Source organism: Pseudomonas sp. IPO3749 (genome assembly GCF_013386605.1).
Taxonomy (GTDB): domain Bacteria; phylum Pseudomonadota; class Gammaproteobacteria; order Pseudomonadales; family Pseudomonadaceae; genus Aquipseudomonas; species Aquipseudomonas azotoformans_A.
On the sequence record NZ_JACARN010000034.1, the window covers coordinates 18424 to 43120 of the forward strand.

The window sequence follows — 24697 nt, forward strand, 5'->3', positions numbered from 1 at the left end:
ATCCTTAACCCTTGATGCAATCGACGGTGTAACAACGACCACTGCCGTCATCTTCGTGTTGCAACCCATGAACATCGGCGACAAAACCGGGGAAACTGCTATCGAACGTCCGGGCAAACGCCAGGTAGTCGATGATCGAGCGTGTCGACTCGGTAAAGCGCTCGCCCGGCATGATCAATGGAATACCGGGCGGGTAAGGCACCAGCATCACTGCTGCGACGCGGCCTTGCAAGGCATCAATAGAGACTGCCTCCACTTCGCCCCTCACCAATTGGTCGTAGGCGTCGGCCGGTTTCATCGCGATTTCCGGCAAGACGGTGTACATGCGCTTGAGGTGTTTGGCCGTGGCATTGCTGCGGTAACAGCCGTGCAATTGGTTGCACAAATCGCTCAAACCCAGCCCTTGGTAACGCGCCGGCCCTTGGGCAAACACCGAAGGCAGGCAACTGGCCAGGCTGACATTCGCGTCGTAACTGCGCTTGAATTCCAGCAACTCGGTGAGCAAGGTACTCCATTTGCCCTTGGTGATGCCCATGGAGAACAACACAAGGAAGGAATACAGCCCGGTTTTTTCCACCACCAGTCCACGCTCCCAGAGGAATTTGCTGACGACCGCTGCGGGAATCCCGCAATCGCTGAGGGCGCCGCCGGCATTGAGGCCGGGCATCACCAGGGTCACTTTGATCGGGTCCAGCAGCACATAGTCTTCGGCCACGTCGCCGAAGCCATGCCAATCATCCTCAGGATGCAACAGCCAATCGGCGGTGACGACGCGGTCGATACCCGCGACCGAGGGCGGCTGCCAGATCGAAAACCACCAATCCTCTTCAGCAATGTGCTGGCGCAAGTTGGCCAGGGCGCGGCGGAAACTCAATGCCTCGTCGAACATTTCCTGCAACAGCGAACGCCCGGCCGGGCCTTCCATCATCGCCGACGCTACATCCAGCGAAGCAATGATGCTGTATTGCGGCGACGTGGAGATGTGCATCATGAAGGCTTCGTTGAACCGATCACGGTCCAGTTGGCGTGCGCCACCGTCCTGCACATGGATCATCGAGGCCTGGCTGAAGGCCGCTAGCAGCTTGTGGGTCGAGTGGGTGGTGAACACCAACGGGCTGTCTGGCGTGCGCGAAGTGCCCATGCCGTAGCGCCCGGCGAAAAACTCGTGAAACGCCGCGTAGGCATACCAGGCTTCGTCAAAATGCAGCACCTCGACACTGTTGCCCAGTTGCTGCTTGATCAGCTCGGCGTTGTAGCAGAGCCCGTCATAGGTGGAATTGGTCACCACCGCCATTTTCACTTTCGGCGGGCGGCCACGGGTCAGCGGGCTGGCGTCGATCTTGGCGCGGATCGATTCGGGGCTGAATTCACTCAGGGGAATCGGGCCGATAATCCCCAATTCGTTACGTTCGGGGCACAGGTACAACGGGATGGCGCCGGTCATGATGATCGAGTGCAACACCGACTTATGGCAATTGCGGTCCACCAGCACCAAGTCATCGCGGCCGACCATGGAATGCCAGACGATCTTGTTGGCGGTAGAGGTGCCGTTGATCACGAAGAAGGTGTGGTCGGCGCCAAAGTTGCGCGCGGCGCGGGCTTCGGCTTCGGCCAGTGGGCCGGTGTGGTCCAGCAACGAGCCGAGTTCAGGCACCGATACCGAGAGGTCGGAGCGCAGCGTGTTTTCCCCGAAGAACTGATGAAACGCCTGCCCCACCGGGCTCTTGCGGTAGGCCACGCCACCGCCATGGCCGGGGGTGTGCCAGGAGTAATTGGAGTCGGCGGTATGTTGCACCAGCGCCTTGAAGAATGGCGGCAACAGGCCATCCAAATAGGTGCGTGCCGCACGGGCGACTTGCCGCGCAAGAAACGGCACGGTGTCTTCGAAGAGATAGAGAATGCCGCGCAGCTGGTTGAGTTCGCTCATGGCGTCGGCGGGCGCATTTTCCAGGGTGACTTGCTCGCCCAGGGCAAAGATCGGCAGGTTCGGCGCCCGCAGCCGCGCCAGGCGGATCAGCTCGACCATGTTTTGCAGCAGGTGGGTATTTTCGCCGGCACCCTCGGCGGCGATCAGCATGCACGCCAAGCCATGATGGGTAGACGCCACCAATCGCCCTTCGGCGTAATCCACTGCGGAAAAAATACTGAAGCCCTCTTGTTCCAGCTCTCGGGCGATGCCTCGAACCCGGTCACCGGCAACGGTGTCGGCCTTGATGTCACGGTGCACGATAAGCACAGGAAACTTCAGGTCTTTGTACATGAGTGCGTTCAGTCCTGAGGGCTATGCACTCAAGGGTAGAAGCTGGGGGGCGATGACGCGAATGAAGATTTCAACGGTTGTACAAATCAAAGGTGGGAGCGGGCTTGCTCGCGAATGCAGTGTGTCAGTCGATAGATAAGTTAACTGAACCACCCTATTCGCGAGCAAGCCCGCTCCCACATGTTTACCGCGCTTTTCCAGCCTATTGCTGGGTCAGGGTCGACCACAACGCCGGCGCACCCGCCGACTTGGCAATCGCTTCCAGCCGCGCCGCATGCTCGGCCAGGTCCTGCTCACTGGCGCGGATGATCGTGGTCGGCTTGCGGTCGCCTGGCAGGCGACGGATTTCCGAAGGACGGTTGCCCGAGCCTTCCGCCGAGCCACTGCCATCGGAAGCGTTACCCGCCAGGGACAGGCTGGTCTGCCCGCCGGTCATGGTCAGGTAGACGTCAGCAAGAATCTCGGAGTCGAGCAAGGCGCCGTGAAGTTCACGGCCGGAGTTGTCGACGCCATAACGCTTGCACAAGGCATCGAGGCTGTTGCGCTGGCCGGGGTGGCGCTCACGGGCCATCATCAAGGTGTCGAGGATCGAGCAGTGCTGGGAGATGTCTGCGCGATCGGTCTGCCCCATCAGGGCAAATTCGTTGTTGATGAAGCCGACGTCGAACGCCGCGTTATGGATGATCAACTGGGCGCCGTTGATGAACTCAAAGAATTCATCGGCGACTTCAGCGAAACGCGGCTTGCCCTTGAGGAACTCGTCGGTGATGCCGTGGACGCCGATCGCGCCTTCGTCACTGTCGCGGTCCGGTTGCAGGTAGACGTGGAAGTGACGCCCGGTGAGGCGGCGACCCATCAGTTCGACACAGCCGATTTCAATGATCCGGTGGCCGTCGGTCACCGGCATGCCGGTGGTTTCGGTATCGAGTACAACAGATCGGATGGCCATCAGGGTTCAGCTCTCAACGGTGTGGTGTATTTCAAGGCGCGCGATATTAACACGTGAGTCGACATCAGCTCTGTTTGTAGCCGCGCACTTCGTCTACGCCACGGTTGGCCAACTGGTCGGCGCGCTCGTTGCCGGGGTGGCCGATGTGGCCGCGTACCCATTTCCAGGTGATGTCATGGCGATTGCATTGTTCATCGAGCAGTTGCCACAGGTCGGCATTCTTCACCGGCTCCTTGGCCGCCGTCTTCCAGCCGCGTTTCTTCCAGTTGACCATCCACTCGTTGATGCCCTTCATCACGTATTGCGAGTCGGTCACCAGCAACACGTTGCAACGGCGCTTGAGTTCTTCCAGGCCGCGAATCGCGCCCATCAGCTCCATGCGGTTGTTGGTGGTATTGGGCTCGCCGCCCCACAACTCTTTCTCCACGCCCTTGCACACCAGCAACGCGCCCCAGCCGCCAGGGCCGGGGTTGCCTTTGCAGGCGCCATCGGTGAAGAGTTCTACGCTATCGGTCATCGGTTGCTCGGTATTCATTCAAAAAGAGGGTCATGCGTCGCTTTGCTTGCGGTTGACCTTGGCCATCGGCATCGGCACCAACTTGCCCATCGGCTCGCGGCGTACCTGTTGCACCGGCCGCAACCCAACCACGATCTTGCGCGCCACCAGCAGATAGAAGCCGCCACCCGACAATTGCCAGGCGCCTGCGCGGCGCTCCCAGCCTGCCAGGCGGGCTTGCCACTTGGTCGACGCAAGCGGCGGACGATAGCACCCGAAGCGGCGTTTCTCCAGCGCGAAGCCCAGCAGGTTCAGCCAGTCCCCTACCCGTTGCGGCGAGATGCAACGCGCCTGGCGCAAGGCGTCGTGGGCGAACACATGGCGCAAGCCCCAACTGCTCCAGGGGTTGATCCCGACAATCAGCAAATGACCACCCGGACGCACGCTGCTCGCCGCTTCGCGCAGCAAGCCGTGGGGCGACAGGCAGAAATCCAGGCCATGCTGCAACACCACCACGTCGGCGGCGTGCTCGCTCAACGGCCAGGCCTGCTCCTCGCAGACAATCTCCACCCCCGGCAACGGTGCACCCAGGCGCACATTGCGCTGCACCTGGGGCGCGCACGGTGGCGTTTCGGCCGAAGGTCCGTAATGCACCAGGTAGCCGCCAAAGAACCGGCCCAACTCGTCTTCGAGCATGCGCCGTTCTTCGTCCAGCAGAAATTGCCCGATCGGACCGGACAGCCATTCACGGGCTGCACTGATCAGGGCCAGCCACTCAGGATCGGCCTGGGCGAACGCTTTATCAGTCATTGCATTCTCCAACTCGCCTAGACGTTCTAAGATGCACCAATGTGTTCAGCTTGGCGAATCGAAGAATGATACAGATCAGTGCCCTGCCCGCCTTCACCGATAACTACATCTGGTTGTTACAAGACCCGAGCACCCAGCGCTGCGCCGTGGTCGACCCCGGCGATGCCGCGCCGGTGCTGGCCTGGCTCAAGCAAAACCCTGAGTGGGTCCTGAGCGACATCCTGATCACCCACCATCACCACGACCATGTCGGCGGCGTCGAACAACTCAAACGGGTGACTGACGCCAAGGTCTACGGCCCGGCCAACGAGAAAATCCCGGCGCGGGACGTCGCCCTGAACGATAACGACCGCATCAGCGTGCTCGGCTGGGACTTCGACATTTATACCGTGCCCGGCCACACCCTGGGCCATATCGCGTTTTATCACCAGGGCGTGCTGTTCTGTGGCGACACCCTGTTCGCCGCCGGTTGCGGGCGCCTGTTCGAAGGCACGCCAGAACAGATGCACACCTCACTTGAGCGCTTGGCCGCACTGCCCGCCGACACCTTGGTGTACTGCACCCACGAATACACACAAAGCAACCTCAAGTTTGCCCAGGCCGTGGAACCGGACAATGCCGATATCGCCGAACGGGTGGAAAACGTCCGCCAATTGCGCGAACGTGGCGAGATCACGCTGCCTTCCAACCTGGCCCTGGAAAAGCGCACCAACCCCTTTCTGCGCACCTCTGAAACATCCGTTAAACAAAAAGCGGACGAACGGAATGGCCGCGACAACCGCTCTGGGGCCGAGGTGTTTGCTAGCTTGAGGGCGTGGAAAGATAAGTTCTAACGGGAAGCAATCTGATACGCAATTTCTGAATGGTTGACCGGAACCAAACGGGTTTCTAGAATCGCCCGACATTTTTGCCCGGAACTTACTTCCAGCCAATGTCGTCATCTATTCGTAAATCCAACCATTCAGACGCATTGACCCGCCTGGCTCAAGCTGTGGCGGTGGCTGTGTCCGCCACGCTGGCGGGCTGCCAATCAAGCAATTTCACCGCACAATCCACCGTGCAACCCAAGCCAAACCTCAGCGCCAAGATCAAACAGAAACCCGTCATCTGGCTTTCGCAGAAGCCCGCTCCCGAAGTGCCCCAGGATGTCTGGGAGCGCATGCGAAGGGGCTTTCAACTGCAGGACGGTGTAGGCGTCAACCCACGTATCGAGCAACAGCGACTGTGGTTCGCCAGCAACCCTTCCTTCCTTGAGAACGCCGGCGAACGCGGCAGCCTCTATATTCATTACATCGTCGAACGCCTTGAAGAACGCAACATGCCCCTGGAGCTGGCGCTGCTGCCAGTGATTGAAAGTGCCTACAACCCAATGGCCTATTCGCGCAGCGATGCGGTCGGCTTGTGGCAGTTCATCCCCTCCACCGGGCGCTACTTCAACCTGCGCCAGACCCGCGCCTATGATGGCCGCCGCGACATCACCGCCTCCACCACTGCCGCCCTCGACTACCTGACCCGTCTGCACGACATGTTCAACGGTGACTGGCTGTTGGCCCTGGCCGCCTACAACGCCGGCGAAGGCACGGTGAGCCGGGCAATCGAGCGCAACGAGAAGCTCGGCCTGCCGACCGACTACTGGAACCTGCCCCTGCCCCAGGAAACCAAGGACTACGTGCCCAAGTTCCTGGCGCTGTCCCAGGTGGTGCTGGCGCCCGAGGCTTATGGCGTCAACCTGAACCCGATTGCCAACACGCCGTACTTCGAAGTGGTTGAAGTCAAGCAAAGCATGGACCTGTCACGGGTCGCCGCGCTGGCCGAGATCGACGAAGACGAACTGTTCCAGCTCAACCCCGCGCTGAAACAGCGCACCACCCTGGATGGCCCGCAGCATCTGCTGGTGCCGAGTTCCAAGGCACAACTGCTCACTAGTACCCTTTCGACGATGAAGCCAGAAGAATTGCTGGCGATGCGGCCGAAAAAGCAGGTGTTCGACGAAGTCGAGACCGCGCGCGTTGCCGGGCGTACCCGCAGCTACAAGGTGCGCAGTGGCGACAACCTGACGCTGATCGCCAAGGCCAACAAGGTCGATGTGCATGACTTGCAGCGCTGGAACAAGCTCAACGGCCAGGCGCTCAAGGTCGGCCAGACCCTGGTGATGCAGGACACGCGCAAGCTGGTGGCCAAGGCCGACAGCAAGAAGCCGGTGCAATACAAGGTCAAGAAAGGCGACTCGTTGTACATCGTCGCCAAGCGTTTCAACGTCGAGATGCAACATCTCAAGCGCTGGAACCCGCGTACTGGCCAGGCGTTGAAGCCGGGGCAGATGCTGGTGGTTTCCGGGCCGCGCTGACTGACAAACCAGCCCAGTTTGTGTGAACGGGCTTGGTGTGTTGATCGGGCTTGTGTGGTGAGCGGGGCAAGCCCGCTCACCACACAAGCCCCGCTCCCACATTGGATCTACATCATCCCAATCGGCTTTTTCCAACCGGAACAAGCTGTTACTGTACCGATCATAAAGCGCAAGCCGCCTGGATCGGATCCCTGACTTGAAGCGTCCCCTCCTTCTACTAATAAGTCTGGCCTTGAGCTTTGGTGCGAACGCGGCGATTACCGAGAGCCACGGTTATACGCAGTTCGGCAGGCTCAAGTACCCGGCCAAATTCACCCACTTCGATTGGGTAAACCCTGCAGCGCCGAAAGGCGGGACATTGCGGGTCATGGCCTTTGGCACCTTCGATACCCTCAATCCCTATACCTTCAAGGGCTCCAGCCCGGTTTCCACGCCCAATTTCCTGCAATACGGCGTCAACGAGCTGAACGAGCCGTTGATGGTCGGCACCGGCCTGTACGCGCCTTCCGGCGATGAGCCCACCTCCAGTTATGGGCTGATCGCCCAGTCGGTGGAGTACAGTGAAGACCGCAGCTGGGTGGTGTTCAACCTGCGCCCGGAAGCGCGCTTCCACGATGGCAAGCCAATCACGGCCTATGACGTGGCGTTTTCCTATCGCACCCTGCTGACCGAAGGTCACCCGCAATACCGCACCAACCTGCAGGAAGTGGCGCGCGTGGATATCCTCAACCGGCACCGCATCCGCTTTGTGTTCAAGCGCGCCGGCAACCCGTTGCTGATCCTGCGTCTGGGCGAATTGCCGGTATTGCCCCAGCACTATTGGAAAAACCGCGACTTCAAGGCCACCACCTTCGAACCACCACTGGGCAGCGGGCCGTACCGTATCAGCAAGGTCACGCCTGGACGGCAACTGGTGTTCGAACGGGTCAAGGACTACTGGGGCAAGGACCTGCCGGTCAACCAGGGGTTCTATAACTACAACAAGGTCGAGGTGGAGTTCTACCGCGACAGCGACGTGGCCTTCGAAGCCTTCAAGGCTGGCGAGTTCGATATCTATATCGAGCATCAGGCCAAAAACTGGGCCAACGGCTACAACTTCCCAGCGGTGAACCGGGGCGACGTGATCAAGGCGCAGATTGCCCACCAGATCCCGACCCAGAGCCAGGGCCTGTTCATGAACAGCCGGCGACCGAACTTCAGCCAGACCAAGGTGCGCGAAGCCCTGGGGCTGATGTTCGACTTCGAATGGACCAACCGCACCCTGTTCAGCAGCGCCTACAAACGCACCTTGAGCTATTACCCCAACAGCGAATTCTCCGCCACCGGCGTGCCCACCGGCCATGAATGGCTGATGCTCTCGCCCTACCGCGAGCAATTGCCGGCCAACCTGTTTACCCAGCCGTTCAGCCTGCCCCAGACCGACGGGCGCGGCATCCCCCGCGAGACCATGCGCCGCGCCCTGGCCCTGCTCGGTGACGCCGGCTGGAAACTCTCCGGCCAACGTCTGCTGAACAAAGACGGCCAACCGCTGCGCTTCGAGATCCTGCTGGTCAACCCGAACCTGGAGCGCATCCTGCAGCCCTATGTCGAGAACCTGATCAGCATCGGCATCGACGCACGCCTGCGCACCGTCGACCGCGCCCAATACAAGCAACGCCTGGATCAGTTCGACTTCGACATGATCCTCATCACCCTCAACCAGACCTTGAGTCCGGGCCTTGAGCAGTGGCAGTACTTCCACTCCAGCCAGGCCGCGATCAAGGGCAGCAAGAACTACGCAGGCATTGCCAACCCGATTGTCGATCACCTGCTGGAACAACTGCTGGCCGCCAAGACCCGCGAAGAGCAACTGGCCGCCGGCCGTGCCCTGGACCGGGTGCTGCTGTGGCAGCACTACAGTATTCCCAACTGGTACCTCAACTATCATCGCTTGGCGTACCGCAACCGGTTCGCCTTTGTCACCACGCCGCCCTATAGCCTGGGCCTGAGCGCGTGGTGGCTGAAAGCTTCGGAGAAAGCCCAATGATGTATTTGCGTACTGCACTGCTCGGCGGCCTGCTGCTGTGCACCGCGGCCCACGCCGCCCCGCAACATGCGTTGACGCTCTACAACGAACCGCCCAAATACCCCGCCGACTTCAAGCACTTCGACTACGTCAACCCGGATGCGCCCAAGGGCGGCACGTTCCGCGAGTCGGCCATGGGCGGCTTCGACAGCCTCAACCCGTACATCAGCAAGGGCGTGCCGGCCGACAACCTCGGTTTGATCTACGACACCCTGGCCATGCAAAGCCTGGACGAACCCATCACCGAATACGGCCTGGTCGCCGGCAAGATCGAAAAAGCCCCGGACAACAGCTGGGTGCGCTTCTATTTGCGCCCGGAAGCCCGCTTCCATGACGGTCACCCGATCCGCGCCGAAGACGTGGTGTTCACCTTCCAGGAACTGATCAAGGAAGGCTCGCCGATCTACCGCACCTACTACGCCGACGTCGACGAAGTGATCGCCGAAGACCCGCTGAAGGTGCTGTTCAAGTTCAAGCGCACCAACAACCGCGAATTGCCGCTGATCCTCGGGCAACTGCCGGTATTGCCCAAGCATTGGTGGGCCACCCGCGATTTCGCCAAGGGCAACCTCGAAGTGCCGCTGGGCAGCGGGCCGTACAAGGTGGCCGAGGTCAAGGCCGGGCGCATGATCCGCTACGAGCGGGTCAAGGATTACTGGGCCAAGGACCTGCCGGTCGCCAAGGGTTTCTACAACTTCGATAACCGCATCACTGACTACTACCGCGACAGCACTGTCTCGCTGGAAGCCCTCAAGGCCGGGCAGTTCGACTACTGGCTGGAATTCAGCGCCAAGAACTGGGCCAACGCCTACAACATCCCGGCGGTGGCCCAGGGTCGCCTGATCAAGGAAGAAATCCCCAACGGCAACCCCACCGGCATGCAGGGCTTCGTGTTCAACATGCGCAAGCCGATGTTCCAGGACGTGCGTGTGCGCAAGGCCATCAGCCTGTTGCTGGATTTCGAATGGAGCAACAAGCAGCTGTTCAACGGCGCCTATACCCGCACCCGCAGCTACTTTGAGAACTCGGAGATGGCCGCCACCGGCCTGCCCGGCCCGGATGAACTGGCGATCCTCGAACCGCTGCGCGACAAGATCCCGCCTGAAGTCTTCACCCAGGCCTTCGAACCGTCCAAGACCGACGGCAGCGGCATGATCCGCACCCAGCAGCGCGAGGCCTACCAACTGTTGCAGGAAGCCGGCTGGCGTATCGTCGATGACAAGATGGTCGACACCACCGGCAAACCGGTGACCATCGAGTTCCTGCTGGCCCAGACCGAGTTCGAACGCATCCTGCTGCCGTTCAAGCGCAACCTGGCCGACCTGGGCATCGACCTGGTGATTCGTCGGGTTGACGTCTCACAATTTATCAACCGCATTCGCTCGCGGGACTTCGACATGCTGGTGGGCAGCTTCCCGCAGTCCACCTCGCCGGGGAACGAACAGCGCGAGTTCTGGAAGTCCTCCAGCGCCGACAAGCCCGGCAGCCGCAACTACATGGGCCTCAAGGACCCGGCCATCGACCAGTTGGTGGAAGAGCTGATCGACGCCGATTCGCGCAAAAGCCTGGTGGCGCATGCCAAGGCCCTGGACCGTGTGTTGCAGTTCGGCTACTACGTGATCCCGAACTGGCACATCAAGACGTTCCGCGTGGCGTATTGGGATCACTTGGGCCACCCCAAAGTCCCGCCGCGCTATGACGTCGGCACCGCCACCTGGTGGGCCAAGCCTGACGTAAAACCCGCCGTCACCTCAGACCCAGACACCAGCGCCGATCCGGCGAGCGGAGGCGATTAAATGCTGGCCTATATCTTTCGCCGCCTATTGCTGATCATCCCCACGTTGTTCGGGATCCTACTGATCAACTTCGTCATCATCCAGGCCGCCCCCGGTGGCCCGGTGGAGCAGATGATCGCCAAGCTTGAAGGTTTTGAAGGCGCCACCAGCCGCATTGCCGGTGGCGGTGCCGAAGTGTCGGTGGCCGGCTCCAGCAGCTACCGTGGCGCCCAGGGCCTGGACCCGGCGCTGATCAAGGAAATCGAGAAGATGTACGGCTTCGACAAATCGGCGCCGGAACGCTTGTGGATCATGGTCAAGAACTACGCCCAGCTGGATTTTGGCGACAGCTTCTTCCGTGACGCCAAGGTCATCGACTTGATCAAGGAGAAGATGCCGGTGTCCATTTCCCTCGGGTTATGGAGCACGCTGATCATGTACCTGGTGTCGATCCCGCTGGGGATCGCCAAGGCCACGCGGCACGGCAGCCATTTTGATGTGTGGACCAGCTCGGCGATCATCGTCGGCTATGCGATCCCGGCGTTCCTGTTCGCCATCTTGCTGATCGTGGTGTTTGCCGGCGGCAGTTACCTCGACTGGTTCCCCTTGCGCGGGCTTACGTCGAACAACTTCGACGAACTGAGCTGGGGCGGCAAGATCCTCGATTACTTCTGGCACCTGGCGCTGCCCATCACAGCCCTGGTGATCGGCAACTTCGCCACCATGACCCTGCTGACCAAGAACAGCTTTCTCGATGAGATCAACAAGCAGTACGTCGTCACCGCCAAGGCCAAGGGCCTGACCAACCACCGCGTGCTGTACGGCCATGTATTTCGCAACGCAATGTTGCTGGTAATCGCCGGTTTCCCTTCGGCCTTCATCGGGATTTTCTTCACTGGCTCCTTGCTGGTGGAAGTGATTTTCTCCCTCGACGGCCTGGGCCTGATGAGCTTTGAAGCGGCGATCAACCGCGACTACCCGGTAGTGTTCGGCACGCTGTTTATCTTCACCCTGCTGGGGCTGATCGTGAAACTGATCGGCGACCTTACCTACACCCTGGTCGATCCACGTATCGACTTTGCCAGCCGGGAGCATTGAGATGAATCTATCCCCCCTCAATCGCCGCCGGTTCGAGCGGTTCAAGGCCAACAAGCGTGGCTGGTGGTCGCTGTGGCTGTTCCTGATCCTGTTCGTGCTGAGCCTGGGCGCAGAGCTGATCGCCAACGACAAGCCGCTGGCCGTGCATTACGACGGTGGCTGGTACTTCCCGGCGCTCAAGCGTTACCCGGAGACTACCTTTGGCGGTGAGTTCCCGCTGGAGGCCAACTACAAGAGCCCGTATATTCAGGAGCTGCTCAAGGCCAAGGACGCATGGACCTTGTGGGCGCCGATTCCGTTCAGCTACCAGAGCATCAACTACGACCTGAAAGTGCCGGCACCCGCGCCGCCTTCCAGCGTCAACCTGTTGGGCACTGATGACCAAGGCCGCGATGTGCTGGCGCGGGTCATTTATGGCTTCCGTGTGTCGGTGCTGTTTGCCCTGACGCTGACAGTGCTCAGCTCGATCATCGGCGTGATCGCCGGGGCCTTGCAGGGCTTCTACGGCGGCTGGGTGGATTTGGCCGGGCAGCGCTTCCTGGAGATCTGGTCCGGCTTGCCGGTGCTGTACCTGCTGATCATCCTCGCGAGTTTCGTGCAGCCCAACTTCTGGTGGCTGCTGGGGATCATGCTGCTGTTTTCGTGGATGAGCCTGGTGGACGTGGTACGCGCCGAGTTCCTGCGCGGACGCAACCTGGAATACGTGCGCGCCGCCAGGGCGCTGGGCATGCAGAATGGCGCGATCATGTTCCGGCATATCCTGCCCAATGCGATGGTGTCGACCATGACCTTCATGCCGTTCATTCTCACCGGCGCCATCGGCACCCTCACCGCCCTCGACTTTCTCGGTTTTGGCTTGCCGGCCGGTTCACCGTCCCTGGGTGAACTGGTGGCCCAGGGCAAATCCAACCTGCAAGCGCCGTGGCTGGGCATGAGTGCCTTTGCCGTGCTGGCGATCATGTTGAGTTTGCTGGTGTTTATCGGCGAGTCCGCTCGCGATGCCTTCGACCCGAGGAAATGAGATGAATCAGGACAATCTGATCGAAATCCGCGACCTCTCCGTCGAGTTCGTCACGGGCGACCATCACCACCGCGTGGTGAACAACGTCAGCTTCGACATCAAGCGTGGCGAGACCATTGCCCTGGTGGGCGAAAGTGGCTCGGGCAAATCGGTGACCGCCCACTCGATCCTGCGCCTGCTGCCCTACCCGCTGGCGCGGCACCCCTCCGGCACCATCGACTATGCCGGGCAGGACCTGCTCACGCTGAAAGAAAAAACCATCCGCCATATTCGCGGCAACCGCATTGCGATGATCTTCCAGGAGCCGATGACCTCGTTGAACCCGCTGCACTCCATCGAGAAGCAGATCAACGAAGTGCTCGGCCTGCACAAAGGGCTGCAAGGCAAAGTCGCCACCCAGCGCACCCTGGAGCTGCTGGATCTGGTGGGCATTCCCGAGCCGCACAAACGCCTCAAGGCCCTGCCCCATGAGCTGTCCGGCGGCCAGCGCCAGCGGGTGATGATCGCCATGGCCCTGGCCAATGAGCCGGAGTTGCTGATCGCCGATGAGCCGACCACGGCGCTGGATGTGACGGTGCAATTGAAGATCCTCGAATTGCTCAAGGAACTGCAGGCGCGGCTGGGCATGGCGCTGCTGCTGATCAGCCATGACTTGAACCTGGTGCGGCGCATCGCCCATCGTGTGTGCGTGATGCAAAAGGGTTGCATCGTCGAGCAGGCCGACTGTGAAACGCTGTTCCAGTCGCCCCAGCATCCGTACACCCAGGAACTGCTCGCGGCGGAGCCCAGCGGTGGACCGGCCAGCAACGACGTCGGGCCCCCTTTGCTGGAAGTCGATGACCTGAAAGTCTGGTTCCCGATCAAGAAGGGCTTCCTGCGCAACACCGTCGATTACGTCAAGGCGGTGGACGGCATCAACTTCAGCCTGCCCCAGGGCCAGACCCTGGGCATCGTCGGCGAAAGCGGCTCGGGCAAATCCACCTTGGGCCTGGCGATTCTACGGTTGATCGCCAGCAAGGGCGGCATCCGCTTTGAAGGCCAGCAACTGGACAAGCTCACCCAGCAGCAGGTACGCCCGCTGCGCCGGGAAATGCAGGTGGTGTTCCAGGACCCGTTCGGCAGCCTGAGCCCGCGCATGTGCGTCAGCGAGATCGTCGGCGAAGGCCTGCGCATCCACAAGATGGGCACGCCGGCCGAGCAGGAAGCCGCGATCATCGCGGCGCTCAAGGAAGTGGGCCTCGACCCCGAATCCCGCCACCGCTACCCCCACGAGTTCTCCGGCGGCCAGCGCCAACGCATCGCCATCGCCCGCGCCTTGGTGCTCAAGCCGCGCCTGATCCTGCTCGACGAACCCACCTCAGCCCTGGACCGCACGGTGCAACGCCAAGTGGTGGAACTGCTGCGTAGCCTGCAGGCCAAGTACAACCTGACTTACCTGTTCATCAGCCATGACCTGGCGGTGGTGAAGGCGCTGAGTCACCAGTTGATGGTGGTCAAGCATGGGCAGGTGGTGGAACAAGGCGATGCCAAGGCGATTTTTGCCGACCCGCAGCATGCCTACACCCGGCAACTGCTGGAGGCAGCGTTCCTCGTACCCGCCTGATGTACGTAGATCAGAAATGTGGGAGCGGGCTTGCTCGCGAATGCAGTGTGTCAGTCGATGCATCTATGACTGACAAAACGCATTCGCGAGCAAGCCCGCTCCCACATTTGATCGAGTGCACACCTTCCCTTCAATAGCCATTCAATATCATTTGCGCACACGCGCCCCCTTTGCTTTAATCGCGACCAATTCTTATTTACGCCAATCCTTTTGCGTTGGATGGAAATCGTGTCGACCTCTTTCACCCACCTCTACGGCACTCACCACGGCTGGCTGCTCGGCCTGCTGCGCCGTCGGCTGAATGACCGCTGGGATGCCGCCGACCTGGCCCACGACACCTTTATTCGCCTCCTCAACCGCCCGCCGACCGAAACCGACCACGTGCGCCAGCGCTCGTACCTGGCAACCATCGCCCGTGGCTTGTGCATCGACCTCTGGCGGCGGCGCCAACTAGAGAAGGCCTGGCTGGACAGCCTGGCCCTGTGCCCGGAAGCCACCCAGCCGTCACCGGAACAACGCGCAATCATCGTCGAGACCCTCTACGAAGTGGACGCCATGCTTGCGCGTCTGCCAAAGAACGTCCGCGAAGCCTTCCTGCTCGCCCAACTGCACGGCCTGGCCTACAAGCAGATCGCCGAGCAGTTGGGCGTGGGCGAACGCATGGTCAAGAAGTACATGGCTCAGGCCCTGCTGCACTGCGCGATCCTGGAAGCGGAACTCGACGGCATGCTGGTGCAATGAACACGCCCGGCAAACTCAGCCACGCCAGCCTGGAGCAGGCGGCGCAATGGTACGTGCGCCTGCAGGATCAAGGGGGCGCCCTGGAGCAACTGCACTGGCAGGCCTGGGTCGCGCAGAACCCCGAGCATTTGGCGGCCTGGCAGTATGTGCAGCGCGTGAGCCAGCGGTTTACCCCGTTGCAGGAACACGCCCATGGCGCCAGCCGGGCGTTGCGCACCTCGCGTCGTCAAGCGCTCAAGACACTGCTGGTGCTGGGCGTCGGTTCGACAGTGGCCTGGGGCACCTGGCGCGAGACCATCTTGCCACGACTGGTCGGCGGCTGGAGCGCGGACTATGCCACCCGCAGCGGTGAAACCCGCGATGCGCTGCTGGCCGATGGCAGTCATGTGTGGCTGAACGCCTTGACGGCTCTGGATGTGCGCTTTGATGGGGTTCAACGTCTGCTGGCGCTGCGTTTTGGCGAAGTGCTGATCGACACGGCCAAGGATGCCAGCCGGCCGTTCCTGGTGGATACCGCACACGGCCGTATGCAGGCGCTGGGTACTCGTTTCAGCGTGGTGCAAAGCGACGACCACACCCAACTCAACGTCTTCGAAGGCCGGGTGCAAGTCACCGCTGCCGACCACCCCGTGCGCATCATCGAAGCCGGCCAGCAAGTCTCATTCAGCCGCAACGGCTTCCAGCCAACCGCACCGGCCTCACCGTCGCGCGAGGCCTGGAGCCGCGGCGTATTACTGGCGGACAACCTGCCGCTTGGCCAACTGATCGCCGAGCTCAACCGTTATCGCCCCGGCCACCTGGGCTGCGACCCGGCCGTGGCGCACTTGCCGGTGATGGGTTCATTCCCGTTGATGGACAGCGACCACGCGCTGCATCTGCTGCAAGCCGCATTGCCGATACTTGTCGATAAGCCGATGACATGGTGGGTCACCGTCGGTCCTCGGTAAACAATCGTCAACCGCCAGTTCCCTTTTTGAAAACTCGTTCGGTTAACCCTGCAGACGCTTCATTTCGCCGATCGATTTGATCCAAAGGGAAACATCCATGTCGCAACCTGCTCGCTTCGCGCTGCGCCCATTGGCGCTGGCTACCTCGCTGTTTTGCCTTGGCGCATCGACGCTGCAAGCCGCCGAATCGCCCTCGACCCAGGAAGCCAGCCGCAGCTATCGCATCGCCGCCGGCTCCCTGGTCAGTGTGCTGAACAGCTTTGCCGAGCAGTCCGGTATTTACATCGCCGGCCACAACCACCTCGCCGCCGGCAAGACCAGCCCCGGACTGAATGGCAGCTACACCCCGGCAGCCGGCTTGCAGCGCCTGTTGCAGGGCAGCGGTTTGCAGGCCCTGCCCCAAGGCAACAACGGCTATGTGCTGGAACAGATCCCGGCCAATACCGGTGCCCTCGAACTGGGCGCCACGACCATTTCTGGCCAGGACCTTGGCGCCACCACTGAAGACACCCATTCCTACACCACAGGCTCCATGGCCTCGGCCACCGGCCTGCCGCTGTCGATGCGCGAGACCCCGCAATCGGTCACCGTGATCACCCGCCAGCAGATGGATGACCAAGGCTCCAACAGCATCGCCGACACCCTGCGCCGCGCCCCCGGCGTGAGCGTGCAGAACTACGACAGTGAGCGCTGGGAGTTCTCCAGCCGTGGCCTGCCGATCACCAATTTCCAGTATGACGGCGTCAACTCCACCTACGACGGCGTGTATGACTACGGCACCACCAGCACCGACATGGCGGTGTATGACCACTTGGAAATCATCAAGGGTTCGGCCGGCCTGTTGAGCGGTTCCGGTGACCCGTCCGCCACGGTCAATCTGATTCGCAAGAAACCTACGGCGGTTTTCAAGGCCTCCGTGACCCAGACCTTCGGCTCCTGGGACAACTACCGCACCGAAGGCGACATTTCAGGCCCGCTGACCGAATCGGGCAATGTGCGTGGACGGTTTGTCGGTGTGTATCAGGACCGCCAGTCGTACCTGGACCATTACCAGAACACCAAGGACATCGCCTACGGCATCCTTGAGGCGGACCTTACGCCCGACACGCTGTTGACCTTCGGCATCGACCAGCAGAACACCCGCTCACGCGGCGCCAGCTGGACCGGTTTCCCAATGTACTTCAGCGACGGCTCGCGCACGAACTTCTCGCGCTCGTTCAACCCGGCGGCCGACTGGAGCCGTCGCGACTTCCAGAACCAGACGCTCTTCGCTTCGGTGCAGCAAAAGCTGGCAAACGACTGGTCGCTCAAGGTCAGCCTCGATCGCAAGCGCAGCCAGCACGACACCCTGCTCGCCTCCGCCAGTGGCGGCAACCCGGACCCGGTCAGCGGCGAGAACATGTACATGTTCATGGGCAAGTACAAGGGCGATCAGGTGCAGAACACCCTGGACGTCAACCTCAGCGGGCCGTTCAGTCTGTTTGGTCGCGAGCACGAGCTGATCATGGGCTTCATGGCCACCCGCTCAAAGCAGGACGTGCCGGTGTATGGCTCGATCTACCCCGCGGTGGGCGGCAGCATCTTCGATTGGCGCGGCAAATATGCCAAGCCCGATATCCCACGCAGCGGCCAGAACGACATCGTGCAACGCCAGACCGGTGCCTACCTGGCCACACGCCTGAAACCCACCGATGACCTGTCGGTGATCCTCGGCACCCGCGTCAGCAATTTCAGTGGCACCGACACCACCGACTTCTACGACCCGACCAAGACCGATAACCGCACCACGTATCATCAGAGCGGCGTGGTCACGCCGTACGCGGGGATTGTCTACGACCTCAACGACACCTGGTCGGTGTACACCAGCTACACGCAGATCTACCGTCCGCAAACCAGCAAGGACGCGGACCGCAAACTGCTCGACCCGATCGAAGGCGAAACCTACGAAGCCGGGATCAAGGCCGCGTTCTACGAGGGCCGCCTGAACGCCAGCTTTGCCGCGTTCCGCATCGAGCAGGACAACGTCGCCGAGTATGTCTCAGGCTTCGAGACCGACTCGGTGTACCGCCCTATTGCCGGCGCCACCACCAAGGGCTTCGAAGCAGAGCTGTCGGGTGAAGTGCTGGACGGCTGGAACCTTTCCGCCGGCTACACCTACCAGCACACCCGCGATGCCAATGATGGCTACGTCTACAGTTCGGTGCTGCAAACCACCACGCCACAGCAAGTGGTACGCCTGTTCAGCGCCTATCGCCTGCCTGGCGCGCTGGAGAAGGTCACCGTGGGCGGCGGCGTGAATTGGCAGAGCGAGTTCTTCGGCAATGTGTTCCAGCCCGACCCGGCAGATACCGTCAACTTCGGCCACAACTCACGTATCACCCAGGACAGCTACTACCTGGTGGACTTGATGGCGCGCTACCGCTTCAACGATCACCTGAGCACCACGCTCAACGTGAAGAACCTGTTCGACAAAAAGTACTACACCGGCCTGGGTAACTTCGGTACGGGCTTCTATGGCGAGCCGCGCAGCGTGCAACTGGCGACCAAGTGGGACTTCTGAGCTGACGGCACTGGCGGTGTGTGTAATGATCCCTGCACTCGCTCAAGGGAGGCAACCGCCGCCATGTCGATGCACCGCCTCGCTCCTCCTTCACGCTCGCCGCGCTTCTGGCGCGACGAGCGCCTGCCCTTCATCGAGGCACGCACCATCGACGATGGGCGCAAGGTGACCTATACCCGACACGCGCACGAGCACTTTTCCATTGGTGCGGTGACAACCGGCCGCAGCTACTACCACTATGGCGTCGACACCTTTGAGATCAGCGCCGGCACCGTGGTGTTGATGAACCCCGGCGACGTGCACGCGTGCAATCCCATCGCCAATGAGCCGTGGTCCTATCAGATGGTGTACCTCGACACGCCCTGGCTGACGGATTTGCAGCATCAGTTGGGCTTCAGTGCTGACCAGGGCTACCGGCCCTTCAACACGCCTTACACCCAGGACCCTGTGCTGTACCAGGGCCTGCTGGCGTTGTACCGGATATTGGTGGATGAACAAGCTGAGCACCTGCAAAAACAAAGCGCATTGGTGAGCTACTTCAGCGAAGTACAGCAGCGACTCAACCCCTCCCATACCCCGCTGCGCGAGGTCAACCAAAGGCTGGAGCGGGCCGCCGAGTACATCCGAGAGCGCTGCACCCAGGCGCTGAAACTGGAAGATATCTGCGGTGCGGCCGAGCTGTCGCCCTCCTACCTGATCCGGGCCTTCAAGCAGTATTACGGGCTCACGCCCCATGCGTTCCTGGTCAACCAGCGCATCCAGTTTGCCCGTACGCAATTGCGCCAGGGCGAGTTGATCGCTGATGTAGCCCTGGCCGCGGGCTTCGCCGACCAGGCGCATTTCCAGCGCACCTTCAAACAGCACTTCGCTGCCACACCAGGGCAATACCGCGACCGGCTCACGCCATCAGCAAATAACCCACACTGGCCACCAGCAACGCGGCCATTGAACGGTTAAACACCCGCACGCCCTGGGGATTGCCCAGGTAGCGGCGCAGGAAGGTTCCCGCATAGGCCCAGCAGGCCACCGACAGGTAGCAGATCACCAGGTAAAGCGCCGCGAACAGCCAGACTTGCGCGGCGTCGCCGTCCGCGACGAACAGCCCCATCCCCGCCACACAGGCCAGCCACGCCTTGGGGTTGAGCCATTGCATGATCGCGCCATACAGCATCGACGGTGCGGTGGCAGTGCCCTCGGCATCCAGTCGACCATCGTCCACCGCCAGCTTCCAAGCCATGTACAGCAGAAAGGCCACTCCACCCCACTGGATCAATTGGGTCAGGATCGGCCAGCGCACCAGTACCTCATGCAGGCCCAGGCCAATCAGCACCAGCAACAAGGTGAACCCCACAGCAGCGCCAACCACATGTTTCTGGCTGGCGACAAACCCGAAACGCGCCCCCGAACTCAGCGCCACCACATTCACCGGTCCCGGCGTGATGGAAGTGGCCAACGCGAAGGCGGCCATGGAAATGATCAAGCTCATTACAGTTCCTTTTTATTCGAACGAGTGACGAAGGCTATACGGTAGAGAGCAACTGGATCGGGGTATTGAACAAAATGCCCCTCGTCGAGGAATTTTGTATACAGCTGTAGACTTATAGCGATTTCAGCCCTAAAGTCAGCCTGAATTCATTCACACAGGCGGGAGAAAGGTCATGGCGGAAGCGGTTCTGGTCACCGGAGGCACGGGCTACATCGCCGGTTGGTGCCTGGCAGGCCTGTTGCAACAGGGTTATGACGTGCGTACCAGCTTGCGCAGCCTGGCCAAGGAACCGGCCCTGCGCGCTGCCTTGAGCAGCCAGGGTATCGACCACACCCGGCTCACCTGTTTTGCCGCCGACCTGACTCGCGATGAAGGGTGGAGCGCGGCCATGGCTGGTTGCGACTACGTGCTGCACGTCGCCTCGCCCCTGGGCCTGGATGCGCCACAACACCTGGAGGACATGGTTGCCCCGGCGCGGGACGGGACCTTGCGTGTCCTGCGTGCAGCAACCCACGCGGGGGTTCGCCGGGTGGTCATGACCAGCGCCGCCACCGTCGCCACCCCACCCTTGCAGAGTCCCGACAGCCTCAGCGACGAGTCCGTGTGGTTCGACCCCAAGGAAACCCACGTGACCCCGTATCGCCACGCCAAGCGCCAGGCCGAGCGTGCCGCGTGGGACTTCATGCACAAACAGACCGGCCCGACCACACTGACCACCGTGCTCCCCGGTGCGGTGTTCGGCCCGATCATGAGCGCTGACACCCTCGGGTCCGTGCAAGTCATCGCCCGCCTGTTGCAAGGTCGCGCCAAAGGCAACCCGCGCCTGGGCTTCGAAGTGGTGGATGTACGCGATCTCGCCGCCCTGCATATCCGCGCCATGACCGCATCGGCCGCCGCCGGACAGCGGCTGTTGGGGGTTGGGCAGTTCCTGTGGATGGCAGAAATTTCCCAGATACTGCGCGACCACCTGGGCGACGCCGCCAACAAGGTGCCCAGCCGTAACATCCCGGATTGGCTGCTGCGCCTGCTGGCACGTTTCGATCCGCTGCTGCGCGGCCTCACCCCCAACCTTGGCCGCCGACACCGTCACACGGCAGAAAAAGCCCGCGTGATGCTGGGCTGGCAGCCGCGCCCCAGCAGCGAGACGCTGATCGATTGTGCCAATAGCCTGATCACCCACAAGGTCGTTTAGACGCTTTTATTCCATTGATATAACTGCATTTTTTTCTTTCAAACGGCCGGTTTTGATAGGCAAAAATGCGTATTTCCGCTGCTGGCGCCGGTGCTAGAGTTCAGCCCCTACTCATCGCAAACAAGGAACCGCTATGTCACGTCGCCTGCTGGCAGCTGCCTGCCTGATGCTGTCTTTTTCCGCCGCCCAAGCCGCTGAACGCTGGGAAACCCTGCCGCCAACACCCGCCGCCGTGGCCGGCGCCAAGACCGGCTACGCTGCCGTCAACGGCATCAAGGTCTACTACACCCGCACCGGCCACGGCTCGCCGGTGGTGCTGCTGCACGGCGGCCTGTCCAACTCCGACTATTGGGGCAACCAGGTCAAGGCGCTGTCGGCCAAACACACGGTGATCAGCATCGACAGCCGTGGCCACGGGCGCAGTTCGCGGGATGAAAAACCCTACGGTTACGACCTGATGGCCGACGACGTGGTGGCCGTACTCGACCACCTGAAAATCCCCCGCGCCGACATCGTCGGCTGGAGCGACGGCGCGATCATCGGCATCGACCTGGCCCTGCGTCATCCGGACCGTATCGGCAAAGTATTCGCCTTCGCCGCCAACACCCAGACCGCTGGCGTAAAAGACGGTGTTGAGAAAAATCCGACCTTCGCCGCCTTTATCGAACGCGCGGGCAAGGAGTACGCCAAGCTATCACCGACGCCAAAAGAGTACGACGCGTTCGTCGAGCAAATCAGCCATATGTGGGCCAGCCAACCGAACTGGACTGACGCGCAACTGCAAAGTATCAAGACGCCGATCCTGATTGCCGACGGCGACCATGACGAAGCGATCAAGCGCGAACACACCGAGTACATGGCCGCAACCATCCCCGGTGCAGGCCTGCTGATCCTGCCGAACACCAGTCACTTTGCCTTCCTGCAAGACCCGGCGTTGTTCAATGCCGCACTGCTGGGCTTCCTCGACAGCAAATAGACCCTGTACCCTGTCGGCGCGCACCGGGTGCGCGCCCACAGTTTCCAGCCACGTCAGGATGCCAATGCCCAACCCCATTCCACGCCGGCGCAATGCCGCCGTCACCCGCGAAGCCATTTTGTTGTCCGCACGCAAGGCGTTTGCCCAGTCGGGCTATGACGGTGCCGGGGTGCGCGAAATCGCCGCTGGCGCGGGCGTGACGGCAATGCTGGTCAACCGCTACTTCGGCTCCAAGGAGCAGCTGTTTGCCGAAGTGATCGCCGACACCATGGCCAGCCCGATCATCCTCACCGAGAACAATCTCAGCTCGGAAAACCTCGGCCGCACGATGGCTACCGCACTGGTCAGCATCACCGAAGCCGGCAGCACGCCGCTGGAAGGTTTCCTGATCATGCTGCACTCGGCGTCCAGCAAACGCGCGGCGATCATTGGCCGCGAGCAAGTGGAAAAGGGCCATCAGGCGACCATGGCCGCCGCCCTCAAGGGCGCCCATCACGAAGAACGTGCGGCGTTGGTAATGGCGCTGGTGTCGGGCTTCCAGGTGATGCGCCAGATGCTGGAGTTGTCGGCATTGGCCAAGGCCGATCCGCAGGTGTTGATCGACCTGCTGACGCCCTTGTTCCAACAGTTGGTGGACGGCCACCCGGGGTCTATTTGACGAACAGTTCGCGGTCCCGCGCCTTCACATGGCCGGGGCGATAGTAGGCGTCAAACCAGGCTTTCTCACCCGCTGCCGGAGGCTTGGCCAGGCGCAGGGTTTGCAGCGCGCCAGGCTGGCTGGCATTGACGCGAAAGTGGAAATGGTCGAACAGGCGCAACGCCTCGATGGCATACACCACGGCGATCTTGCGGTCTTCGATGCGGATCAGGTGGTCGCCGTTGTTCTTCTCGCCACCGCCGGCCAGGTTGGATGAACCGGTGTACACCGTGGGGTTGGCGCCATTGAAGTCCGTGACCACAAACTTGTTGTGCACCATGTTCCCCGCATTCCCCGACCACTCCGACTTGAACGGCGCCGGTGCGTTGCTCGCCAGGTAGGCGAACGGCAGCAGCCCTACCGAACCGTCCGGCTTGCGCACCGCCAGCTTGCCGGTGCGCTGGGCCACGCCGTAGGAGAACAGCGCGCGCTGCATCAGTTCATCCAGTGCTGTGCGTACTTTGCCGTTGATCAGGCTCAGGAACACGATGGAATACAGCACCGAACTGGTGGCTTTTTCGATGCTGGTGGCGATGGGATCGAGGGACAACGCGCTGTCGGCATGCGGCGCAAAACACAGCGACACCTTGGAGCCCGGCTCGTCGCGCACCACCCACCACTGTTGCGAGAGCGGGTGCTTGCGGAACGTCGTGGGTGAGGTCCAATAGGCGTCGAAGACTTCGGCGAACTTGCCCGCGACTGTTTCGTCGTCAAACAACAGCACGTTATTGGCCTGGATATACAAGCCGCGCAAGGCAAAGTTAGTGGAACCACCGAGCACCCGGATCGCCTTGCCGGCGCGGCGCATAATCAACACTTTGTTGTGCTGCTGGCTGGAGAAATGCAGACGCTTGACCTGCGCTCCGGCCGCGCTCAAGCGGGCGGCGCTGATGCTTTCGCAGCTGTCGACGGCGCTCTGGTCGCCATGATCGTCGATGATTGCACGCAGGCGCGGGCCAAGCTGTTCCAGCCGGCGCAGGATGTCCGGTTCCTTGCTTTCGTAGATCAACGCGTCGAGGGTCAACTCGGGGTCGTTCGCCACTTGGTCGAGCACCTGCAGAATCAACTGCCGTGCCTCAAAACCCAGCCATTGGTAGTTGCGCTCGAAAGGCGCCATGTCCAGTTCCAGGTAGGCATTGGGGGCGGAACGGGCCGGTGGCAGGATACGTGTTTCATTGTCGAAACGGTCGCCGTACGCCTGGGAGGACGCAAAGCCTCGGGTAAAGCCGATATTGACGAAATGGCTGATGGTCTGCGCTTCGAGGCTCACCTGCCCTTCTACCCCGACACCTTTGCTCAATGTGCCATCGGCGCCCATGTAGCAAGCGGTGACGCGGTAGCGGAAAAAGCCTGGCAGGATCTCGCTGGGCACATGGATCCAGCGGAATTTCTGGAATGGCGCCTCGGTGGACGGAAAAGTCCGCGGCCGCTCGGGCGTGGGTGGATAGTCGAAGTGCAGGCGGTTGTGCAGCACACCCCAATGGGTGGCGCCGGGGTAGCGCACTTCGATGCTGAAACCGACAAAGTCAGGGGTGGCCAGGTCCGGCGCCAGGTCGAACGCCAGCAGTGCGGCGCCCTCTCCTCGGTACAGCTTGAAGGTCAACCCCTGGAACGTGGTCTTGCTCTCGAAATCGGCGCTCAAGCGATGTCCCTTCCAATGGGAGACGGTGCTTA

The 24697-nt window shown here is 61.5% G+C and carries 20 protein-coding genes; 14 read left to right on the plus strand and 6 right to left on the minus strand.

The window, feature by feature from the left end:
- Positions 1 to 4: 4 nt before the first annotated feature.
- From HX812_RS14340 to HX812_RS14355, 4 genes are all read right to left on the minus strand, one after another.
- Positions 5 to 2260 (minus strand): Orn/Lys/Arg decarboxylase N-terminal domain-containing protein, encoded by a 2256-nt coding sequence (locus tag HX812_RS14340; protein ID WP_038843984.1) that lies wholly within the window; start codon positions 2258 to 2260, stop codon positions 5 to 7.
- Positions 2261 to 2462: 202 nt separating this feature from the next.
- Positions 2463 to 3203, minus strand: coding sequence for a DNA polymerase III subunit epsilon (gene dnaQ, locus HX812_RS14345; RefSeq protein ID WP_177053027.1), 741 nt, complete (start codon positions 3201 to 3203; stop codon positions 2463 to 2465).
- A gap of 70 nt (positions 3204 to 3273) precedes the next feature.
- On the minus strand, positions 3274 to 3726 hold the full coding sequence (gene rnhA, locus HX812_RS14350) for a ribonuclease HI (RefSeq protein ID WP_010210917.1): 453 nt from the start codon (positions 3724 to 3726) through the stop codon (positions 3274 to 3276).
- Between the two features lie 30 nt (positions 3727 to 3756).
- Entirely contained in the window at positions 3757 to 4515 is a 759-nt protein-coding gene (locus tag HX812_RS14355; RefSeq protein WP_016979721.1) for a methyltransferase domain-containing protein, read from the minus strand.
- 65 nt (positions 4516 to 4580) lie between these two features.
- Here HX812_RS14355 and gloB point away from each other — a divergent pair, with 65 nt between their 5' ends.
- The 11 genes from gloB (at position 4581) to HX812_RS14410 (ending at position 19629) form a co-directional block, all read left to right on the plus strand.
- The gene (gloB, locus tag HX812_RS14360; protein WP_038849322.1) at positions 4581 to 5348 is read left to right on the plus strand and encodes a hydroxyacylglutathione hydrolase; all 768 of its coding nucleotides are present in this window, start codon (positions 4581 to 4583) and stop codon (positions 5346 to 5348) included.
- 98 nt (positions 5349 to 5446) lie between these two features.
- Complete coding sequence (locus HX812_RS14365; RefSeq protein ID WP_038849325.1) at positions 5447 to 6862, plus strand: lytic transglycosylase domain-containing protein; 1416 nt, start codon at positions 5447 to 5449, stop codon at positions 6860 to 6862.
- Between the two features lie 196 nt (positions 6863 to 7058).
- The gene (locus HX812_RS14370; RefSeq protein WP_038846202.1) at positions 7059 to 8888 is read left to right on the plus strand and encodes an extracellular solute-binding protein; all 1830 of its coding nucleotides are present in this window, start codon (positions 7059 to 7061) and stop codon (positions 8886 to 8888) included.
- On the plus strand, positions 8885 to 10723 hold the full coding sequence (locus HX812_RS14375; protein WP_038846200.1) for an extracellular solute-binding protein: 1839 nt from the start codon (positions 8885 to 8887) through the stop codon (positions 10721 to 10723). The genes HX812_RS14370 and HX812_RS14375 overlap by 4 nt, the downstream gene beginning before the upstream one ends.
- The gene (locus HX812_RS14380) at positions 10724 to 11800 is read left to right on the plus strand and encodes a microcin C ABC transporter permease YejB (RefSeq protein ID WP_033902277.1); all 1077 of its coding nucleotides are present in this window, start codon (positions 10724 to 10726) and stop codon (positions 11798 to 11800) included.
- Between the two features lies 1 nt (position 11801).
- Complete coding sequence (locus tag HX812_RS14385) at positions 11802 to 12821, plus strand: ABC transporter permease (RefSeq protein WP_012723835.1); 1020 nt, start codon at positions 11802 to 11804, stop codon at positions 12819 to 12821.
- Position 12822: 1 nt separating this feature from the next.
- Positions 12823 to 14424, plus strand: coding sequence for an ABC transporter ATP-binding protein (locus tag HX812_RS14390; RefSeq protein ID WP_177077596.1), 1602 nt, complete (start codon positions 12823 to 12825; stop codon positions 14422 to 14424).
- 219 nt (positions 14425 to 14643) lie between these two features.
- On the plus strand, positions 14644 to 15165 hold the full coding sequence (locus HX812_RS14395) for a sigma-70 family RNA polymerase sigma factor (RefSeq protein WP_038846557.1): 522 nt from the start codon (positions 14644 to 14646) through the stop codon (positions 15163 to 15165).
- Positions 15162 to 16112, plus strand: a complete 951-nt coding sequence (locus HX812_RS14400; protein WP_038846559.1) for a FecR domain-containing protein — start codon at positions 15162 to 15164, stop codon at positions 16110 to 16112. The genes HX812_RS14395 and HX812_RS14400 overlap by 4 nt, the downstream gene beginning before the upstream one ends.
- Before the next feature lie 97 nt (positions 16113 to 16209).
- Positions 16210 to 18672: a TonB-dependent receptor gene (locus HX812_RS14405; protein WP_038846561.1), complete on the plus strand. Its 2463-nt coding sequence runs from the start codon at positions 16210 to 16212 to the stop codon at positions 18670 to 18672.
- 63 nt (positions 18673 to 18735) lie between these two features.
- Positions 18736 to 19629: an AraC family transcriptional regulator gene (locus HX812_RS14410; protein WP_038846563.1), complete on the plus strand. Its 894-nt coding sequence runs from the start codon at positions 18736 to 18738 to the stop codon at positions 19627 to 19629.
- Here HX812_RS14410 and HX812_RS14415 read toward each other — a convergent pair.
- Positions 19571 to 20158: a LysE family translocator gene (locus HX812_RS14415; protein WP_033902283.1), complete on the minus strand. Its 588-nt coding sequence runs from the start codon at positions 20156 to 20158 to the stop codon at positions 19571 to 19573. The two genes, HX812_RS14410 and HX812_RS14415, sit on opposite strands and share 59 nt — an antisense overlap.
- 172 nt (positions 20159 to 20330) lie before the next feature.
- On the opposite strand from HX812_RS14415, the gene HX812_RS14420 reads away from it, so the two are divergent.
- The 3 genes from HX812_RS14420 (at position 20331) to HX812_RS14430 (ending at position 22984) form a co-directional block, all read left to right on the plus strand.
- The gene (locus tag HX812_RS14420) at positions 20331 to 21350 is read left to right on the plus strand and encodes an NAD-dependent epimerase/dehydratase family protein (protein ID WP_038846566.1); all 1020 of its coding nucleotides are present in this window, start codon (positions 20331 to 20333) and stop codon (positions 21348 to 21350) included.
- A 133-nt stretch (positions 21351 to 21483) separates the two neighbouring features.
- The gene (locus tag HX812_RS14425) at positions 21484 to 22326 is read left to right on the plus strand and encodes an alpha/beta fold hydrolase (protein WP_038846569.1); all 843 of its coding nucleotides are present in this window, start codon (positions 21484 to 21486) and stop codon (positions 22324 to 22326) included.
- A gap of 64 nt (positions 22327 to 22390) precedes the next feature.
- Positions 22391 to 22984, plus strand: coding sequence for a TetR/AcrR family transcriptional regulator (locus HX812_RS14430; RefSeq protein ID WP_038846571.1), 594 nt, complete (start codon positions 22391 to 22393; stop codon positions 22982 to 22984).
- Here HX812_RS14430 and HX812_RS14435 read toward each other — a convergent pair.
- Positions 22977 to 24665 (minus strand): phospholipase D-like domain-containing protein, encoded by a 1689-nt coding sequence (locus HX812_RS14435; protein ID WP_038846573.1) that lies wholly within the window; start codon positions 24663 to 24665, stop codon positions 22977 to 22979. The genes HX812_RS14430 and HX812_RS14435 overlap by 8 nt on opposite strands.
- Positions 24666 to 24697 lie beyond the last annotated feature (32 nt).

Coding starts and splice junctions, on each gene's coding strand:
- HX812_RS14395 (WP_038846557.1), top strand. CDS start 14,644: ATGGAAATCGTGTCGACCTCTTTCACCCACCTCTACGGCACTCACCAC.
- HX812_RS14425 (WP_038846569.1), top strand. CDS start 21,484: ATGTCACGTCGCCTGCTGGCAGCTGCCTGCCTGATGCTGTCTTTTTCC.
- HX812_RS14365 (WP_038849325.1), top strand. CDS start 5,447: ATGTCGTCATCTATTCGTAAATCCAACCATTCAGACGCATTGACCCGC.
- HX812_RS14400 (WP_038846559.1), top strand. CDS start 15,162: ATGAACACGCCCGGCAAACTCAGCCACGCCAGCCTGGAGCAGGCGGCG.
- HX812_RS14375 (WP_038846200.1), top strand. CDS start 8,885: ATGATGTATTTGCGTACTGCACTGCTCGGCGGCCTGCTGCTGTGCACC.
- rnhA (WP_010210917.1), bottom strand. CDS start 3,726: ATGACCGATAGCGTAGAACTCTTCACCGATGGCGCCTGCAAAGGCAAC.
- HX812_RS14420 (WP_038846566.1), top strand. CDS start 20,331: ATGGCGGAAGCGGTTCTGGTCACCGGAGGCACGGGCTACATCGCCGGT.
- HX812_RS14385 (WP_012723835.1), top strand. CDS start 11,802: ATGAATCTATCCCCCCTCAATCGCCGCCGGTTCGAGCGGTTCAAGGCC.
- HX812_RS14380 (WP_033902277.1), top strand. CDS start 10,724: ATGCTGGCCTATATCTTTCGCCGCCTATTGCTGATCATCCCCACGTTG.
- HX812_RS14410 (WP_038846563.1), top strand. CDS start 18,736: ATGTCGATGCACCGCCTCGCTCCTCCTTCACGCTCGCCGCGCTTCTGG.
- HX812_RS14340 (WP_038843984.1), bottom strand. CDS start 2,260: ATGTACAAAGACCTGAAGTTTCCTGTGCTTATCGTGCACCGTGACATC.
- HX812_RS14405 (WP_038846561.1), top strand. CDS start 16,210: ATGTCGCAACCTGCTCGCTTCGCGCTGCGCCCATTGGCGCTGGCTACC.
- HX812_RS14355 (WP_016979721.1), bottom strand. CDS start 4,515: ATGACTGATAAAGCGTTCGCCCAGGCCGATCCTGAGTGGCTGGCCCTG.
- HX812_RS14415 (WP_033902283.1), bottom strand. CDS start 20,158: ATGAGCTTGATCATTTCCATGGCCGCCTTCGCGTTGGCCACTTCCATC.
- gloB (WP_038849322.1), top strand. CDS start 4,581: ATGATACAGATCAGTGCCCTGCCCGCCTTCACCGATAACTACATCTGG.
- HX812_RS14390 (WP_177077596.1), top strand. CDS start 12,823: ATGAATCAGGACAATCTGATCGAAATCCGCGACCTCTCCGTCGAGTTC.
- HX812_RS14430 (WP_038846571.1), top strand. CDS start 22,391: ATGCCCAACCCCATTCCACGCCGGCGCAATGCCGCCGTCACCCGCGAA.